At 71.0% G+C, this 16,451-nt stretch carries 17 protein-coding genes; 10 read left to right on the top strand and 7 right to left on the bottom strand.

Features of this window, described 5'->3' with window-relative positions:
* Positions 1-39: 39 nt before the first annotated feature.
* Positions 40-2,772 carry a pyruvate dehydrogenase (acetyl-transferring), homodimeric type gene (gene aceE, locus HDA40_RS31190; RefSeq protein WP_308197785.1) on the bottom strand — a complete coding sequence of 911 codons (2,733 nt, stop codon included), beginning with the start codon at positions 2,770-2,772 and terminating at the stop codon, positions 40-42.
* 183 nt (positions 2,773-2,955) lie between these two features.
* Positions 2,956-3,843, bottom strand: a complete 888-nt coding sequence (locus HDA40_RS31195) for an endonuclease domain-containing protein (RefSeq protein WP_253761382.1) — start codon at positions 3,841-3,843, stop codon at positions 2,956-2,958.
* A gap of 155 nt (positions 3,844-3,998) precedes the next feature.
* Between HDA40_RS31195 and HDA40_RS31200 the strand changes: the two genes are divergently transcribed.
* The 3 genes from HDA40_RS31200 to HDA40_RS31210 are packed head-to-tail and all read left to right on the top strand — an operon-like array spanning position 3,999 to position 5,912.
* Positions 3,999-4,433, top strand: coding sequence for a hypothetical protein (locus tag HDA40_RS31200; RefSeq protein WP_253761383.1), 435 nt, complete (start codon positions 3,999-4,001; stop codon positions 4,431-4,433).
* Positions 4,430-5,161: an SDR family oxidoreductase gene (locus tag HDA40_RS31205; RefSeq protein ID WP_253761384.1), complete on the top strand. Its 732-nt coding sequence runs from the start codon at positions 4,430-4,432 to the stop codon at positions 5,159-5,161. Before HDA40_RS31200 ends, HDA40_RS31205 begins: the two co-directional genes overlap by 4 nt.
* Before the next feature lie 16 nt (positions 5,162-5,177).
* Entirely contained in the window at positions 5,178-5,912 is a 735-nt protein-coding gene (locus HDA40_RS31210; RefSeq protein WP_253761385.1) for an IclR family transcriptional regulator, read from the top strand.
* 94 nt (positions 5,913-6,006) lie between these two features.
* Here the strand turns inward: HDA40_RS31210 and HDA40_RS31215 are convergent, their stop codons facing one another.
* The gene (locus HDA40_RS31215; protein ID WP_253761386.1) at positions 6,007-6,654 is read right to left on the bottom strand and encodes an HAD family hydrolase; all 648 of its coding nucleotides are present in this window, start codon (positions 6,652-6,654) and stop codon (positions 6,007-6,009) included.
* Between the two features lie 14 nt (positions 6,655-6,668).
* On the bottom strand, positions 6,669-7,325 hold the full coding sequence (locus tag HDA40_RS31220) for an MOSC domain-containing protein (RefSeq protein ID WP_253761387.1): 657 nt from the start codon (positions 7,323-7,325) through the stop codon (positions 6,669-6,671).
* Positions 7,326-7,351: 26 nt separating this feature from the next.
* Here HDA40_RS31220 and HDA40_RS31225 point away from each other — a divergent pair, with 26 nt between their 5' ends.
* From HDA40_RS31225 to HDA40_RS31245, 5 genes are all read left to right on the top strand, one after another.
* Positions 7,352-7,552 carry a hypothetical protein gene (locus HDA40_RS31225; RefSeq protein ID WP_253761388.1) on the top strand — a complete coding sequence of 67 codons (201 nt, stop codon included), beginning with the start codon at positions 7,352-7,354 and terminating at the stop codon, positions 7,550-7,552.
* Between the two features lie 9 nt (positions 7,553-7,561).
* On the top strand, positions 7,562-8,371 hold the full coding sequence (locus tag HDA40_RS31230) for a PhzF family phenazine biosynthesis protein (RefSeq protein WP_253761389.1): 810 nt from the start codon (positions 7,562-7,564) through the stop codon (positions 8,369-8,371).
* Positions 8,368-8,841: a GNAT family N-acetyltransferase gene (locus HDA40_RS31235; protein ID WP_253761390.1), complete on the top strand. Its 474-nt coding sequence runs from the start codon at positions 8,368-8,370 to the stop codon at positions 8,839-8,841. The genes HDA40_RS31230 and HDA40_RS31235 overlap by 4 nt, the downstream gene beginning before the upstream one ends.
* A 79-nt stretch (positions 8,842-8,920) precedes the next feature.
* Positions 8,921-9,187, top strand: a complete 267-nt coding sequence (locus HDA40_RS31240) for a DUF4235 domain-containing protein (protein WP_253761391.1) — start codon at positions 8,921-8,923, stop codon at positions 9,185-9,187.
* A 58-nt stretch (positions 9,188-9,245) separates the two neighbouring features.
* Complete coding sequence (locus HDA40_RS31245; protein WP_253761392.1) at positions 9,246-9,494, top strand: hypothetical protein; 249 nt, start codon at positions 9,246-9,248, stop codon at positions 9,492-9,494.
* A gap of 8 nt (positions 9,495-9,502) precedes the next feature.
* Here the strand turns inward: HDA40_RS31245 and HDA40_RS31250 are convergent, their stop codons facing one another.
* The 3 genes from HDA40_RS31250 to HDA40_RS31260 form a co-directional block, all read right to left on the bottom strand.
* Positions 9,503-11,080, bottom strand: coding sequence for a DUF4139 domain-containing protein (locus HDA40_RS31250; RefSeq protein ID WP_253761393.1), 1,578 nt, complete (start codon positions 11,078-11,080; stop codon positions 9,503-9,505).
* 30 nt (positions 11,081-11,110) lie between these two features.
* The gene (locus HDA40_RS31255) at positions 11,111-11,998 is read right to left on the bottom strand and encodes a metallophosphoesterase (protein WP_253761394.1); all 888 of its coding nucleotides are present in this window, start codon (positions 11,996-11,998) and stop codon (positions 11,111-11,113) included.
* A gap of 73 nt (positions 11,999-12,071) precedes the next feature.
* Positions 12,072-13,484: an MDR family MFS transporter gene (locus tag HDA40_RS31260; protein WP_253761395.1), complete on the bottom strand. Its 1,413-nt coding sequence runs from the start codon at positions 13,482-13,484 to the stop codon at positions 12,072-12,074.
* Between the two features lie 56 nt (positions 13,485-13,540).
* On the opposite strand from HDA40_RS31260, the gene HDA40_RS31265 reads away from it, so the two are divergent.
* On the top strand, positions 13,541-15,844 hold the full coding sequence (locus HDA40_RS31265; RefSeq protein WP_253763868.1) for a thiamine pyrophosphate-dependent enzyme: 2,304 nt from the start codon (positions 13,541-13,543) through the stop codon (positions 15,842-15,844).
* Positions 15,845-15,974: 130 nt separating this feature from the next.
* The gene (locus HDA40_RS31270; RefSeq protein WP_253761396.1) at positions 15,975-16,412 is read left to right on the top strand and encodes a DUF3052 domain-containing protein; all 438 of its coding nucleotides are present in this window, start codon (positions 15,975-15,977) and stop codon (positions 16,410-16,412) included.
* Positions 16,413-16,451: the final 39 nt, after the last annotated feature.

The following is a 16,451-nucleotide window of genomic DNA, read 5'->3' on the forward strand; positions in this document are numbered from 1 at the left end:
CCCGGGTCGCCCCGTGCCGCCCTTGTGGGACGCACTATTTCAGGAATCGCCGCCGGTCTCGCCCGCCGGGGCGGCCGTGACGTCCTCGATCGCGTACTTGCGGGAGGCGTCGGCGACCACGCTGGCCGGGATCTCGCCGCGGTGGGCGAGCTGGGACAGCGTCGCGACCACGATCGACTCGGCGTCGACGTGGAAGTGGCGGCGCAGCGCCGAGCGGGTGTCGGACAGCCCGAACCCGTCGGTGCCGAGCGAGGTGTAGTCGCCCGGGACCCAGCGGGAGATCAGGTCCGGGACGGCCCGCATCCAGTCGGAGACGGCCACCTTCGGGCCGGTCGAGCCGGCCAGCGCCTGGGCGACATACGGCGTACGCGGGGAGTCGGGGTTGAGCAGGTTGTGCTGCTCGCACTCGACCGCGTCGCGGCGCAGCTCGGTCCAGCTCGTCGCGGACCACACGTCGGCCGAGACGCCCCAGTCCTGGGCGAGCAGCTCCTGGGCGCGCATCGCCCACTGCATGCCGATGCCGGAGGCCAGGATGTGCGCCTTCGGCCCGTCGCCGGTCGCCGGGGAGTACCGGTAGAGGCCCTTGAGGAGGCCGTCGACGTCCACATTCTCCGGCTCGACCGGCTGCGAGATCGGCTCGTTGTAGATCGTCAGGTAGTAGTAGATGTCCTCCGGCTGGTCGCCGTACATCCGGCGCAGGCCGTCCTGCACGATGTGGGCGATCTCGAAGGCGAACGCCGGGTCGTACGTGACGGCGGCCGGGTTCGTCGCCGCGAGGAGCAGCGAGTGGCCGTCCTCGTGCTGGAGACCTTCCCCGTTCAGCGTGGTACGCCCAGCGGTCGCGCCGAGCAGGAAGCCGCGCGCCATCTGGTCAGCGGCCGCCCACAGCCCGTCGGCGGTGCGCTGGAAGCCGAACATCGAGTAGAAGATGTAGACCGGGATCATCGGCTCGTCGTGGATCGCGTACGAGCTGCCGGCCGCGGTGAACGAGCCGACCGAGCCGACCTCGTTGATGCCCTCGTGCAGGATCTGCCCGGCGGTCGACTCCTTGTAGGAGAGGAACAGCTCCCGGTCGACCGGCGTGTAGGTCTGCCCGTGCGGCGAGTAGATCTTCGCGGTCGGGAAGAGCGAGTCCATGCCGAAGGTGCGGGCCTCGTCCGGGATGATCGGCACCCAGCGCGAACCGATGTTCTTGTCCCGCATCAGGTCCTTGAAGAGCCGGACGAAGGCCATCGTGGTGGCGACCTTCTGCTTGCCCGAGCCCTTCTTGATGTCCTTGTAGAGGTCGTCGCCCGGCAGCACCAGCTTCTTGCTCTCGGTACGCCGGCTCGGCAGGCTGCCGCCGAGGGAGTTCCGCCGCTCCATCAGGTACTGGTACTCGGTGGAGTCCTTGCCCGGGTGGAAGTAGGGCGGCTCGTACGGGTTGGCCTCGAGGACCGAGTCGGGGATGTCCAGGTAGAGGCGGTCCCGGAAGGACTTGAGGTCGTCCAGGGTCAGCTTCTTCATCTGGTGCGTCGCGTTGCGGCCCTCGAAGTGGGAGCCCAGCGTCCAGCCCTTGATCGTCTTGGCGAGGATCACGGTCGGCTGGCCGGTGTGCTCGGTCGCCGCCTTGTAGGCCGCGTAGAGCTTGCGGTAGTCGTGCCCGCCGCGCTTGAGGCCCCAGACCTCGTCGTCGCTCATGTCCTCGACCATCTTGCGGGTCCGCGCGTCGCGGCCGAAGAAGTGCTCCCGCACGTACGCCCCGGACTCGGCCTTGTACGTCTGGTAGTCGCCGTCGGGCGTGGCGTTCATCAGGTTCACCAGCGCGCCGTCGGTGTCGGCGGCGAGCAGCGGGTCCCACTCACGACCCCAGATGACCTTGATGACGTTCCAGCCGGCGCCCCGGAAGAAGGCCTCCAGCTCCTGGATGACCTTGCCGTTGCCGCGGACCGGCCCGTCGAGGCGCTGCAGGTTGCAGTTGATGACGAAGGTGAGGTTGTCCAGTTCTTCGCGGGCGGCGACGCCGATCGCGCCCAGCGTCTCGGGCTCGTCCATCTCGCCGTCGCCGAGGAACGCCCATACTCGCTGGTCGGACGTGTCCTTGATGCCCCGGTGCTGGAGGTAGCGGTTGAACCGGGCCTGGTAGATGGCGTTGACGCCGCCGAGGCCCATGGAGACCGTCGGGAACTCCCAGAAGTCCGGCATGAGGCGCGGGTGCGGGTAGGACGGCAGGCCGCCGCCGGGGTGGCTCAGCTCCTGCCGGAAGCCGTCCATCTGCTGCTCGGTCAGCCGGCCTTCGAGGTACGCGCGCGCGTACATGCCGGGGGAGGCGTGACCCTGGTAGAAGATCTGGTCACCGCCGCCGGGGTGGTTCTTGCCCCGGAAGAAGTGGTTGAAACCCACCTCGTAGAGGCTCGCGCTGGAGGCGAAGGTCGAGATGTGCCCGCCGACGCCGATGCCGGGGCGCTGCGCGCGGTGCACGGCCATGGCGGCGTTCCAGCGGATGTACGCCCGCAGCCGGCGCTCGACGTGCTCGTCGCCGGGGAACCAGGGCTCCCGCTCCGGGGTGATGGTGTTGATGTAGTCGGTCGTGGTGAGCGGGGGTACGCCCACCTGGCGCTCGCGGGCTCGTTCGAGCAGGCGGAGCATGACATAGCGAGCGCGTTTGGCGCCGCGCTCGTCGATCACGCCGTCGAGCGACTCGACCCATTCAGCCGTTTCCTGCGGGTCGATGTCCGGCAGCTGGCTGGGCAGGCCGTCGCTGATGACCGGGCGCTTGCGTTCGGTGGACACAGGCGTTCCCTCGCGTTTGTGTGGAAGTAGACCTTGTTATTTGGTGTTTAGTGGCGCGGTGTGACTGTGGTACGTCACGTTCATCCTGCCTCGCCGACCCCGTCCTCGTCACGCCGAACGCGAACGGATGCGATCCGCGACACGCCTACTGACCAGTAACATCGCAAGATCACGCTCGGATGATCATGCCCGAGCCTGGAGTGCGGCGCGAATCTCACCCACCACGGCTGGGAAGTCGTCGTGCAGCCGGGCGGCCGTGACGTGGAGGACGAGCCAGCCCGCGCCGAGGACGCGGTTGAGCCGGGTTCGGTCGCGTTCGAGCTGCTCACGCGAGGGGTGCCAGGGCCCGGCGTACTCCACGGCGACCCGTGCGCCCGGCCAGGCGAGGCCGAGCCGGGCGATCACCCGGCCCTCGTGGGCCAGGACGAACTGGGTGACCGGCGGCGGCAGACCAGCCTGGACGAGGCGTACGCGCAGCCGGCTCGCCGGCGGGGACTCGGCGGCCGGGTCGGCGAGCGCGACGGTCTCGGACACACGCCGCCAGCCCGGCTCGTCCCGCTGCCCGGCCAGGTACGCCGTCAGCTCGGGCGCGCGCAGGACACCCCGGGCGAGGAGCACGTCGAGGTGGGCGACCGCCTCCTCGGCCGGATGCCACCGGCACAGATCCCAGCAGGTCCGCAGCGGCGTGGTGATCCGTACGCCGTCGCGTACGGCGAGCACCTGCGAGGGGGCCAGCGGGCCCCGGCGGATCCGCAGGCCCGTCACCGGCCCGAAGTCCCGGACGCTCAGCACCTCGACGGGGTCGTCCAACCCCGCCAGGGACGCCCCGTGCAGAGCGGCCGCGGACCGCCCGCCGATCGCGGCGCCGGGCGGAATCGCGTACCGTCCGGCGGCCCAGGCGCGTACCTCGTGAGTGAGTTGGATGTCGGCGTCGGCGTACACGTCCCGGAAGAGCCGGCGCCAGCCGGTCGAGCGCAGATCGCTCGGGGTGAGCAGGCCGAGCCTCCGGGCCTCGCTGCCACGGAAGATCCGGCGGCGCAGCTCGGGTGGACGGCGCGGTGGTCGGGGCATGCCGACGACGATGCGGCCGGACGCGGGCGAGCCGCCACCGCGGAATCGGCCGCGCTGTGGACGACGGCCGGATGTGGACAACTCCCGCCCGGCGGAGGCGGGAGCCCCGGAAAGGGCGATAGGCGTACGTGTCCGCCAGGCATAGTCTGCCCTCCATGCATACGCCGCGGTGGCTCGGAGTCCTGCTCGTCGGCTACTCGCTGGTGCCGCTGGTCAACGCGACCGTGCCGGCCGTCGCCCACCTGGCCGGGCAGCGGCTGACCGTCTCGCACGACGGCTCCGACTCCTACGAATGCCTCAGCGACCTCGGCGCGCCACCGCTCGCCGGGCTGTACGGCGGCTGCGACGCGTACGCCCGGCCGGCGGGCGGCGAGCTGCGCCCGGTCACGCTGCGCGGCCCGAGCGAGAAGACCTTCCTGCCGCCCAAGGCCCGCGACACCGCCTGGGGCTGGGGGCGTCAGGCGTACCTGTGGGAGGGGGCCTCGACCGCGGTGTTCGGCCTAGTCGGCCTGCTGCTGTTTCTGAGTGGCGTGACGTTGCTCATCCGCGGCACTCGGCGTACCGATGAGGTCCTAAAGTCGCCCGCATGAGCAAGGTGACGGTGGTGACCGGCGGCAGCCGGGGCATCGGCGCGGCGACCTGCCGCCTGCTCGCGGAGCGCGGCCACGATCTCGCGGTGGGCTATCGCCGCGATCAGGCCGCCGCCGACGAGGTGGTCCAGTCCGCGAGCAAGCTCGGCGTCCGGGCGATCGCGGTCCGATTGGACACAGTGGTACGCGATCAGGTGGTGCACCTGTTCGATCGGGCGGAGGCGGAGCTGGGCGAGATCACCGGCCTGGTCAACAACGCCGGGATCGGCAGCACGATCGGCCCGTTCGTGGACCTGACGGAGGCGGATCTCCGCCGCGTCGTGGACGTGAACGTGGTCGGCTACTTCCTGGTCGCGCAGGAGGCGGTCCGCCGGATGAGCGCGGGCGGCTCGATCGTCAACGTCTCGTCGGGCGCGGCCACGACCGGCAGCCCGAACGAATACGTCCATTACGCCGCGACGAAAGCGGCCGTCGACACGATGACCGTCGGACTGTCCAAAGAGCTGGGTCCGCGCGGCATCCGGATCAACACCGTCTCGCCCGGCGTGACGCATACGGAATTCCACGTGGGCAGCGGCGAACCGGGTCGGGCCGACCGGGTCGGGCCGAATCTGCCGCTGGGCCGCGCCGGCCGGCCCGAGGAGATCGCGTACGCGATCGCGTGGCTGCTCAGCGACGAGGCGTCCTACACGACCGGGGCGACGGTGCGGGTGGCCGGCGGCGGCTGACCGCTACGCTTCCGGGATGACCGCCCTCGACAAGGCCTTCGACGTGCTGGAAAGCCTCGCCGAGCACGAACGCGTGACCGACATCGCGACCGCGACCGGGCTGCCGAAGTCGACCGTGCACCGCATCCTGCGGGCGCTCGTCGACCGGGGTTTCGCGCGCAGCGACGGCAACGGCGGCTACCTGCCTGGACCCCGGATCTTCACGCTCGCGGGGAAGGTCACGCACCGGTTCGACCCCGCTCGGCAGGCCGGTCCGGCGCTGGCGCGGCTGCGCGACACCACCGGGCACACGGTGCACTTCGCGCTGCGTACGGGGGACGAGGCGGTCTACATCGAGAAGCTGATGGGACTACGCCCCTACCAGATGACCTCCCGGATCGGCATGACGATCGACCTCCACTCGACGGCGATCGGCAAGGCGATCCTGGCGGACCAGACCGACGACGAGGTCACGGCGTTCTGCGAACGTTCCGGGCTGCCCCGGCGTACGCCGAACACGCGCACCACGCCGGTCGCGTTGCTGGCCGACCTCGCCCAGGTACGCGTACGGGGTTATGCCGTGGACGACGAGGAGAACGAAGCCGGGATCGTCTGTGTCGGGGCGGCCGTCCACGACCACGCCGGCCGGCTCATCGGCGGGATCAGCGTGTCCACGCTGCGCCACGAGGTGTCCACATCAGACGCGTACGCCTTCGGCCCGACCGTCGTGGCGGCGGCGCGCGAGGCTTCCCAGTCCCTCGGCGCCCCCTGAGGCGCTTTGCTGCAGATCACGGTTGCGCATGCCATCTCGGGCGCCGGAGGCATGCACAACCGTGATCTGCATGGAACCAGCGTCAGCGAAAGCGTCAGCGGGGAGCGAGGAGGTCGGGGAGTTCGGTGAGCGAGTCGATGACCGTCGCCCGGTCGGCCTGCGGCCGGGTGGCGTGCAGGAAACCCCAGGGCCCCCGGCGAATCAGCACCGGCATCATCCCGGCATGCGCGGCGGGGAGCACGTCGTTGTCGAGCCGGTCGCCGACGTAGCAGATGGCCGCGGGCGCGGCCCGCGCCACCTCCGCGACCTTGGTGAAGAAGGCGGGTTCCGGCTTCTCCACGCCCCATTCGGCGGAGGTGAAGATCGCGTCGGCGGGCAGATCCATGCGCGCCAGCGCGTCTCGCGCCTGCGGCGGCTGGTTGCCCGCGATGACCACCCGCAGCCCTCGTCCGCGCAGCTCGCCGAGTGCGGCCCGGACGTCGGGGTAGAGGTCCTCGGCGTCGAAGTTCTCGCGCAGCCCGTCCGGGTCGTCCACGGCCCACCGGGAGACGGCGTCGTCCACATCGAACCCTGGCTCGAACATCTCGAAGATGTCCCGGTGCGGGCGGTCGAGGGCGGCCGCGCCGCCGAGCGCGCCGAGGAACGTGAACACCGGTACGCCCAGCCGCTGCGCCCAGCGCGTCCAGATCCGGGTCTCGTCGATGAGGGTCTCACCGACGTCGAAGACCACCGCCTTGATCATGCGTACAACTGTAGTCACCGGGTGAGGCGGCGTCGGGCCTTGTCCCGGAACCCCTCGGTGACCCCGTCGCCGGTGAGTAGCCGGGGCAGCAGGGCCGGTTCGAGGGTGACGGCCCGGAACGCCTCGCCGATGGTGACCCCGTCGGCCGGACGATCCAGGACCTCGATCGAGTCGCCGGCCCGGACCAGGCCGGGCGACACCACCCGCAGGTACGCACCCGGTCGTGCGACCTTCGTGAACGTCTTGACCCAGCCCTGTTCGGCCATCCAGGCGGCGAAGGTGCCGCATGGGATGCGCGGATCGGTGACCTCCAGGACGAGGTCGTCGCCGACGCGCCAGCGCTCGCCCATCAACGCCCCGGTGACGTCCAGGCCGGACGTCGTCAGGTTCTCGCCGAAGCAGCCGCCCGGCAGGTCCCGGCCCAGTTCACCGGACCACCAGTCGAGGTCCTCCCGGGCGTACGCGTAGACCGCCTGGACGTCGCCGCCGTGGTGGCGGCGGTCGCAGACGACGTCGCCGGTGAGCCCGCTGCCGATGCCCGTGTCGCGGGGGCCGGGCGCCTGCACGAAGACCGGCTCGAGGACCGGTCGCTTGTCGATGCCGGTGACCCCGACCTCGGAGGCCTCCGTCTCCCGCCGTACGCCCAGATTCACCGAGATCACATACGCCACCTCCCGATCCTAGCTAACCTGAGGTCATGCGCCGCTTGCTCGCAGTGGCCGCCAGCACCTTGGCCACCGGGCTGCTCATCGGGACACCAGCGTTCGCCGACGCGACCGTCACCGCTTCGCCCGAGACGGTTCGACCCGGCGGCACCACTACCGTCACCGCAGGTTCGCGGGACGGCGAGTACCAGGACAACGTGGTGGTCTTCGCCGTCTTGACCGGCGTCCGCTAGCTTCGGACCATGCGGATCAGGATCATCGACGCCTTCACCGAGGAGGCGTTCCGGGGCAACCAGGCGGGCGTGTGCGTGCTGCCCGACGGCGACTGGCCGGACGAGGGCTGGATGCAGCGGGTCGCAGCCGAGCTGAACTGCGCCGAGACGGCGTTCACCCGGCCCGCCGGGGAGCGGTGGGGACTGCGCTGGTTCACACCGGCCACCGAGGTCGCGATGTGCGGGCACGCGACGCTGGCGACCGCGCACGCGCTGCACGAGGACGGCCTCGCCGACGAGGTCCGGTTCGCCACGCTCAGCGGCGAGCTGCGTACCGCGGTCGGGCCGGACGGGCTGATCACGATGGACTTCCCGGTCAGCCCGCCCACGCCGGCCGACGCTCCGCCGTCGCTTGTGGACTCGCTCGGCGTCCGGCCGCTCGGCGTCTACGACACCGGCGACCTGGGCGACCTCCTCGTCGAGCTGCCGTCGGCGACCGCCGTGCGCGAGCTGCGCCCCGATCTGGCGGGTCTCGCCGGACTCGGCACCCGCTGCGTCATCGTCACGGCGCCCGCCGAACCCGGCTCCGGCCAGGACTTCGTCTCCCGCGTCTTCTGCCCCGGCGTGGGCGTACCGGAGGATCCGGTCACCGGCAGCGCGCATACCGCGCTCGCCCCGTTCTGGAGCATGCGATTCGGCGTGACGTCGCTCGTGGGCCTGCAGGCCTCGCCACGCTCCGGCCAGGTTCGCGTCGAGCTGCGCGGCTCGCGCGTGATTCTCCAGGGGTACGCCGTGACGGTGCTGGACGGAGTCCTGACGGAGCGGGCGGTGCGCTCGTGATCCGGCCGGCGACCCGCTCCGACGTCCCGGCGATCCTGGCGATGATCGCCGAGCTGGCCGAGTTCGAGAAGGCCCCACAGGAGGCGGTCGCCACCGCCGAGCAACTGGACGAGGCACTTTTCGGGCCGAATCCCGCCGCGTACGCCCACGTCGCGGTGGACTCGGCGGGCGAGACGGTCGGCTTCGCGCTCTGGTTCCTGAACTTCTCGACCTGGCGCGGTGTGCACGGCATCTACCTCGAAGACCTCTATGTACGCCCAGCCGCCCGGGGTGGTGGCCACGGCAAGGCGCTGCTCCGCGAGCTGGCCCGCATCTGCGTCGAGCGCGGGTATGCCCGCCTCGACTGGTGGGTGCTCGACTGGAACCCGGCTCGGTCGTTCTACGAGTCGCTGGGCGCGTCCGCCCTCACCGAATGGGTGCCCTACCGCCTCACGGATGACGCGCTCACCGCACTTGCCGCCGGCGAGTAAGCGCGTTTTGTTGATCTAGGCGAGAAATGGCTGCCCGGGCGACCGTTTCTCGCCTAGATCAACCGGGAACGAGCAGGGCATGAACGCGAACAAGATCATGTACAAGCCGGTGGGCCTCATCGGCGGCGCGTTGGCGGGCGTACTCGCCGGCATTGCGTTCAAGCAGGTCTGGCGGCTCGCCTCGGGCGAACCCGACGCGCCCAAGGCGACCGATGAGAGCAGCCACTGGCCGGAGATCCTGCTCGCGGCGGCGGTGCAGGGCGCGATCTTCGCTGTCGTCAAGGCGGCCGTCGACCGTGGGGGCGCGCAGAGCTTCCGCCGGCTCACCGGGAAATGGCCCGCCTGAACGCAATAGCACAATCGTCCGATATACGCCGGGTGAGCGCGCCGTTACCTTCGTGTCCATGAAGGAGGGCGCGGTCGTCTTCGTCGCCATTGGGTTGGGTCTGGGCATGCTCATGGGTGCCCGATGGGTTCGGCTGAAGGGGGCCCAGAGCGGCTGGCGTGGCGCCAAGGCGGGCGTACCCAAGGCGAAGGCGGCCAAGAAGGCCGCCTTCAGCGGATTCATGTCGCACACCCGGCAGGCGTTCCTCATGATCCTGGTGATCGCCGCCGTGTTCTTCGTCCTCATCCGGATCGCCCAGGCGAGCTGAGCCCCGGGCTAGTCCCGCCAGCCCGCGATCTCCACACCCTTGGCGGCCTCGACGCGTACGCCGAACCGGATCTTCGCCGTGCCCTGTGGGGCCAGGGCCAGCTTCCAGGTGAGCACGCCGAGGTCGGAGCGCTCGGCCGGGGCGGGCTCGGCGATCGTCTCCTTGACCGTGATCGCCCCGTCCCGGGTGACGGGGAGCTGGTCGAGGACGGTGACCGTGATCGCCCGGTCGGCATGGTTGGCCACCCGGATCTCGTACTCCGTCTCGGTCCGGCGAGTGCTGCCCAGGGTCGCTTTGGAGGCGCTGCGCTTGGTGAGCTCCCGCTCCACGCGTACGCGGTCGTCGACGCCCAGGGCCAGTTCGCGCTCCTCCTCCGGGGCCCACGGTTCCAGGGCGGTCGCGCCGACGAAGTCGCCGTCGTGGAAGAGGGAGGCGCGGCCCGGCGGCAGCGTATGCGTCGTGGAGTTGACCACGGTCGCGCGCAGCACCGCGTCCTCGGCGGTCACCGGCGCGGTCACGTAGTCGAGCCGCGCCTGCATCTCGAAGGTGCCGATGACGGTGCGGTGACCGGTCCCGTCGGCGGGCACGGCGATCGGCCGTTGTGGACGGTAGGTCGCCGCGACCGGCCCCTGGTCGACCGTCGCGACCGCCTCCTGCATCGGCGCGCGGGCCCGCTTGGCCGCCATGACCTGCGGTGCGGGCGCAGCGCCCGGAGCGCGTGGCGCGGCAGATCCGGCGACCGCGAAGTCCATCTCCGCCATGGCGTACGCGGCCGGCGCCGGGACCGCCCGGAGGATGTCGACGTACCACGGGTCCAGTTCGGGCACCGACAGCGCGCCCGCCGGACGGGCCGTCGACAGCCGCAGGTCGCATTCCGGCCAGTCCTCGCCGGTCTGCTGCGTGACGAGGGCGAACCAGCTCAGGTCGAGCCGTTCCCCGGTCAGCCGCAGGTCGAAGGTGCTGGTCCAGCTCGCGCCGGTGACGACGTAGCTGAGGTCGAGGTCCGCCTCGCCGGCTTCGGTCGCGGCCAGCGTGACGATCGCGAGCAGGCGGTCGGGCTGCCGGCGTCCCCGGAGGTCGGCCAGCCGGCGTTCGGTGGCCGCCCGGCGCTTGAGCAGATCGTCGCGCAGTCGTTCGCGCTCGCGGCGTGCCTTCAGCACCTCCGTGTGCTGCGCGTCCAGCCCGTCCGCGAAGGTGCCGACCCGGTCCATCTCGGCCGTGGACAGCGCACTCGCCGTGCGCATCGCCAGCCGCTCCAGGAAGGCGACGCGCGCGGTCGCGACCTGGTCGGCGTCGGCGAGCGCGGCGGTCTGCGCGTCGATCTCGCGGAGTTCGGCCTCCAACGCGGTCACGACGTCGTCGCTGGGTTCGGCGGCCCGCCGGGTGACGAGGTCGACGCCGAGGACGGTCGCCGGGCCGCGTCCGGTGACCCGGATCGAGTCACGCTGGAGTCCGAGCGGCAGCGGCCCGATCGCCACCTGCTGTTCGCCGGAACTCAGGGTGGCCGAACCGGACCGGGTGACCCGGGCCCGGTCGGGGAAGACGGTGACGGCGGTGATCGGGGCGGCGATCTCGACGGCGCTCATCCCGTGCACTGTAGCCGCCCGGGCACACCCTCAGTGGCAGGTTCCGGAGCCGGAGTCGGTGAACGACTTCCCGGTCACCGGCATGAACTGGTACGCGTACGAGTCGGGGCGCAGGGCCAGCTTCAGCACGCCGTAGGTGTCTTCGTTGCGCACCACCGAGTGGGGGCGTACGCGGTCGAAGCCGTAGTGCGAGGCGCCGCCCGTGCCCACCACGATCGGCAGCACACCCCGTTCGAGGTCCACCTCACCCGACCCGTCGAGCGGCTTGAACCGCTCGTAGTTGTGGTTGTGGCCGCTCAGGTTCAGCTCGACGCCGTGGGCGTACAGGACCTCGAAGAACGGGCTCATCCACTTCGCCGGGCGGTGATCGAGACCTGAGGTGAACAGCGGGTGGTGCCACATCGAGACGGTGCATTCGGCCTTCGACGCCGTCAGGTCGGCCGCCAGCCAGCGCAGCTGCCGGTCGCAGTCGACCTGGTCGCAGTTGGAGTTGACCACCACGACGTGCCAGCCGCCGAGGTCGTAGGAGTAGTAGCCCAGCTCGGGATCGCCCGCGCGCTCGCCGAAGTACGCGAAGTACGGCGCGGCCCCGTCGGTGCGGTAGTCGTGGTTGCCGACCGTCGGCCGGGTCCGGTCGCGGTGGCGGCCCCAGGTCGGGTCGTAGCAGCGGTCGAAATTGCGCGCGCTGCCGTCCGGGTAGACGTTGTCGCCGAGGGTGAACACCGTGCCCGGGATGTCGTCCAGCAGCTTCGCCGTACGCGCCGAGCCGCTGCCGCAGGCGGCGATGTCGCCCGCCCCGACCAGCACCGTGTCACCCGGAGCGGCGGACGCCGGTGTGCCGGGCGCTGGGGCGGCGTACGCCGGGGTGCTGAGGCCGACGAGCAGGAAGGTGCAGGCGAGCAGGCTCCAGCGCTTCACGGCCACCATTCTGGCGCTAAAACCGACAAACTGCGAGAACGCGGATAATCCGCGCGTCGTGGCACCCGGGGTGCTATTGCTGAGCGGCGACGGGCGTACGCGGCATCGCCACGACCGCCGCGCCCATGAGGATCGCGACCACCGCGACGGAGAGGAAGACGCGGCTGGACGCCGCGGCCAGGTCCGGCAGCACGAAGTTGGCGATGGCGCCGAACAACGCGACCCCGACCGCGCTGCCGACCGACCGGGAGAACATGTTGCCCGCGGTGACCACCCCACGCTCCGACCAGCCGACGGTCGTCTGCGCGGCGATGAGCGTCGGGGCGGCCGTCCAGCCCATGCCGAGGCCGACGACGAAGCACACCGCTCCGACCACCCACACCGGGGTGCGCGTACCCAGGAAGGCGGTCAGCAGGCAGCCGGTGATCGCCACCGAGCTTCCGATGATGGCCGTGGTGCGGAACCCGAACCGCATGTACGCCCGCCCGGACAGCGACGCGGCGAGCGGCCAGCCGAGGGTGAACGTGGCCAGCGCGAAGCCCGCGACGAGCGGCCCGGTCCCGAGTACGCCCTGCACGTAGGTGGGCACGTACGACGTCAATCCGATGAGGACGATGCCGACGCCCGCCGAGACCAGGCTGCTGGTGAGCAGGATCCGCCGACGGAACACCCACAGCGGAACCACCGGTTCGGCGGCCCGGCGTTCCACGAACACGAAGACGACGAGCAGCGCCAGTCCGGCCGCGGGAACGCCGATCCCGGCCGGCGACACCCAGGGCCACGCCTCCCCGCCTTCGAGCAGCCCCAGGATCAGCAGCGTCACGCCGGTGGTGAGCAGGACCGCGCCCCGATAGTCCAGGACCGGCTTCCGGCGTACGACGTCCTCGTGGAGGTGGCGCATGAGCATGACGCCGGCGAGCAGGCACAGCGGGATGTTGATGAAGAAGATCCACCGCCAGTCGACGAACTGGGAGAAGACGCCGCCGAGCGTCGGGCCGACCACCGACGAGATGGCCCACACGCTGGCGAGGTAGCCCTGGACCTTGCCTCGTTCGGCGGTCGTGTAGACGTCGCCGACGATCGTCATGCTCATCGGCTGGATGGCGCCGGCGCCCAGGCCCTGCACCGCCCGGAAGATGATCAAGGCGACCATGGACCAGGCGAAGCCGCACAGGATGGAGCCGACCAGGAAGAACCCGATGCCCAGCAGCATCATGGGCTTGCGGCCGAACAGGTCGGCGAGCTTGCCGTAGATGGGCACGGTGACGGCCTGCGCGAGCAGGTAGACCGAGAACAGCCACGGGAACTGGTGGAACCCGCCGAGACTCGCGACGACCGAGGGCACGGCCGTCGCGATGACGGTCGAGTCGATCGCCACCAGACCGATGGACAGCATCAGCGAGATGAGGAGTGGACCACGGGCCGACCGGAAGCCGACATCAGCTCGAGTAATGGGTGACTGGCCGGTCTGCTCGATACTCCGCACCCGCCGATCCTATGCCCGGACCGGTCGGTGGCTGGCTGATGTCGCATCCGTGCGCGATGCTGGCCAACGTGACGACTCCTCAAGATCTCGACGAGCGGTTCCGGAAGACGGTCGCGGGCCTGCCCGTTCCGGCCGAGCCCACGGCCGGGTGGGGTGAGCTGTCCCCGGACCGGGCGCTGCGGCTGTTCGACGCGCAGATGACCAGCCGCCACCTGGACCTGGCGGCACGCTGGCTGCGCGGATTCGGCGAGGGTTATTACACGATCGGGTCCTCCGGCCACGAAGGCAACGCCGCCGTCGCCGAGGCGCTGCGCTACAGCGACCCGGCCCTGCTCCACTACCGCTCGGGCGCGTTCTACTGCGTACGCGCGGGACAGCCGGCGGACTCCGGCGTCGACCCCGTCCGGGACGTGCTGCGGGGCATCGTCGCGTCGGCGCAGGAGCCCATCTCGGGCGGCCGGCACAAGGTGTTCGGCAACCGCGCCCTCAACGTCGTCCCGACGACGTCCACGATCGCGTCGCACCTGCCCCGGGCGGTCGGCATCGGGTACGCCATCGAGCGCGCTCGCGCCGCGGCCACCGCCCAGCGGAAGAAGAGCGCTGCGGCTCGCGTACCAGTCGGATCGTCGGAGCTGGAAGCGCACGTGGCCGGAACCCTCGGCACCTGGCCGGCCGACGCGGTGGTGGTGTGCTCGTTCGGCGACGCGTCGGTGAACCACGCGTCGGCGCAGGCCGCGTTCAACGCGGCCGGCTGGTGCGACCACAGCGGCCTGAAGCTGCCCGTGTTGTTCGTCTGCGAGGACAACGGGCTCGGGATCAGCGTGAAGTCGCCCGCGGGCTGGATCGAGGCGAGTCTGCGGTCCAAGCCGGGCCTGCGGTACTCGCAGGCGGACGGCACCGAGCTGGCCGAGACCTACGAGGCGGCGCGCGAGGCGGCCGACTGGGTGCGCCGCCACCGGCGACCGGCGGTGCTGCACCTGCGCACGGTACGCCTCATGGGGCATGCGGGCGCGGACGCCGAACTGGGCTACCGGACGTCGCGGGAGATCGAGGCCGACGCCGAGCGTGATCCGCTGCTGCTGACCGCGGCCCGGCTGGTGGCCTCGGGCCTGGCCACGCCCGACGAGCTGCTGGCCCGCTACGACGAGATCGGTTGGCAGGTACGCAAGACGGCCGAGGAGGTCATGGTCGAGCCGAAGCTGGCCACGGCGGCCGAGGTGATCGCGCCGCTGGCGCCGAAACGGCCGCTGCGGGTGGCCCGGGTGGTGTCCGAGGCGGGGGAGCGCGCGGCGGGGCCGCTGGCGGTCAAACGCGGACCCGCGCCGAACGGCCCGGTGACGCTGGCCCAGGCGATCAACGCGACGCTGGCCGACGCCCTGGTCACCAACCCCGCCGTCGTGCTGTTCGGCGAGGACGTCGCGGCCAAGGGCGGCGTCTACGGGGTGACGAAGGGACTGCGGGAGAAGTTCGGGCCGAGTCGGGTTTTCGACACGATGCTCGACGAGACGACCATCCTCGGCCTGGCCAACGGCGCGGGGCTCGGCGGGCTGCTGCCCGTCCCGGAGATCCAGTACCTCGCGTACCTGCACAACGCGGAGGACCAGCTGCGCGGCGAGGCCGCCAGCATGACGTTCTTCTCGACCGGCCGCTACCGGAACCCGATGGTCGTGCGGATCGCCGGGCTGGCGTACCAGGAGGGCTTCGGCGGCCACTTCCACAACGACAACTCCCTGGCCGTGCTGCGCGACATCCCCGGCCTGGTGGTCGCCTGCCCGGCCCGCGCCGACGACGCCGCCGCGATGCTGCGGACCTGCCTCGCGGCCGGGCAGGCGGACGGCACGGTCAGCGCCTTCATCGAGCCCATCGCCCTCTACCACACGCGTGACCTCTACGAATCCGGCGACGGCCAATGGCTCGCGGAATACCCGCCGCCCAACCGCTGGGGCGCCACGCACGTGCCGATCGGGCGCGCCCGCACCTACGGGGTCGGCGACGCCGACACGCTCACGATCATCACCTTCGGCAACGGCCTGCGCATGTCGCTCCGGGTCGCGGCCCAGCTCGCGGAACAGGGGGTGGGCACGCGGGTGGTCGACCTGCGCTGGCTGTCCCCGCTGCCCGAGGCAGATGTGGTACGCGAGGCGGCGGCGACGGGGCGCGTCCTGATCGTCGACGAGACCCGCCGATCCGGGGGAGTGGCCGAAGGCGTCCTCGCGGCGTTGGTCGACGCCGGCTATGTCGGAGCCGTCCGCCGGGTCGCCGCCGCGGACACGTACATCCCGCTCGGCCCGGCCGCCAGAACGGTGCTGGTGAACGAAGACATGATCATGGCGGCCGCGCGTAGTTTGCTCGCTGTCTGAGTTTGTCCGCGCCCCGATCGGTGCGCCACTTGCGCGACGAGCTAGAACTGTGTGAACTACCCGTTGACCGGTGTGCGCCGGTCGGCCCGTCCGGATGGACGAGGCGAAGCCGAAAGGGAGGCACTCTAACGTGAGCGCGACCGCTGGTCAGGCCGCCGATGGCGTACGCAGCCTGGCGGACCGGTTCGGTGTTGAGCCGGACATGGTGGTCATGGAGATGGGATACGACGAGGACGTCGACCACGATCTCCGTGACGCGCTGATTGACCGCTGCGGGGAGCTGGTCGACGAGGACACCGACGAGGTGGTCGACGCGGTACTGCTGTGGTACCGCGACGGCGACGGGGATCTGGTCGATCTGCTGGTCGACGCCCTTACTCCGCTGGCCGACAACGGGGTGGTCTGGTTGCTGACCCCCAAGGCCGGCCGAGACGGTCACGTCGAGCCCAGTGACATCAGCGAATCCGCACCGACTGCGGGTCTCGCCCAGACCACCACGCTGAGCGCGGGCAAGGACTGGGCCGCCGCCCGTCTCGTCGCGCCGAAGGCGGCGCGCTCGAAGCGTTAGGTCTTTCTTCTTGGGGAATCCCTGCCTTGTGAGGAGTTG

The sequence above is a fragment of the Hamadaea flava genome (genome assembly GCF_024172085.1).
Classification (GTDB): domain Bacteria; phylum Actinomycetota; class Actinomycetes; order Mycobacteriales; family Micromonosporaceae; genus Hamadaea; species Hamadaea flava.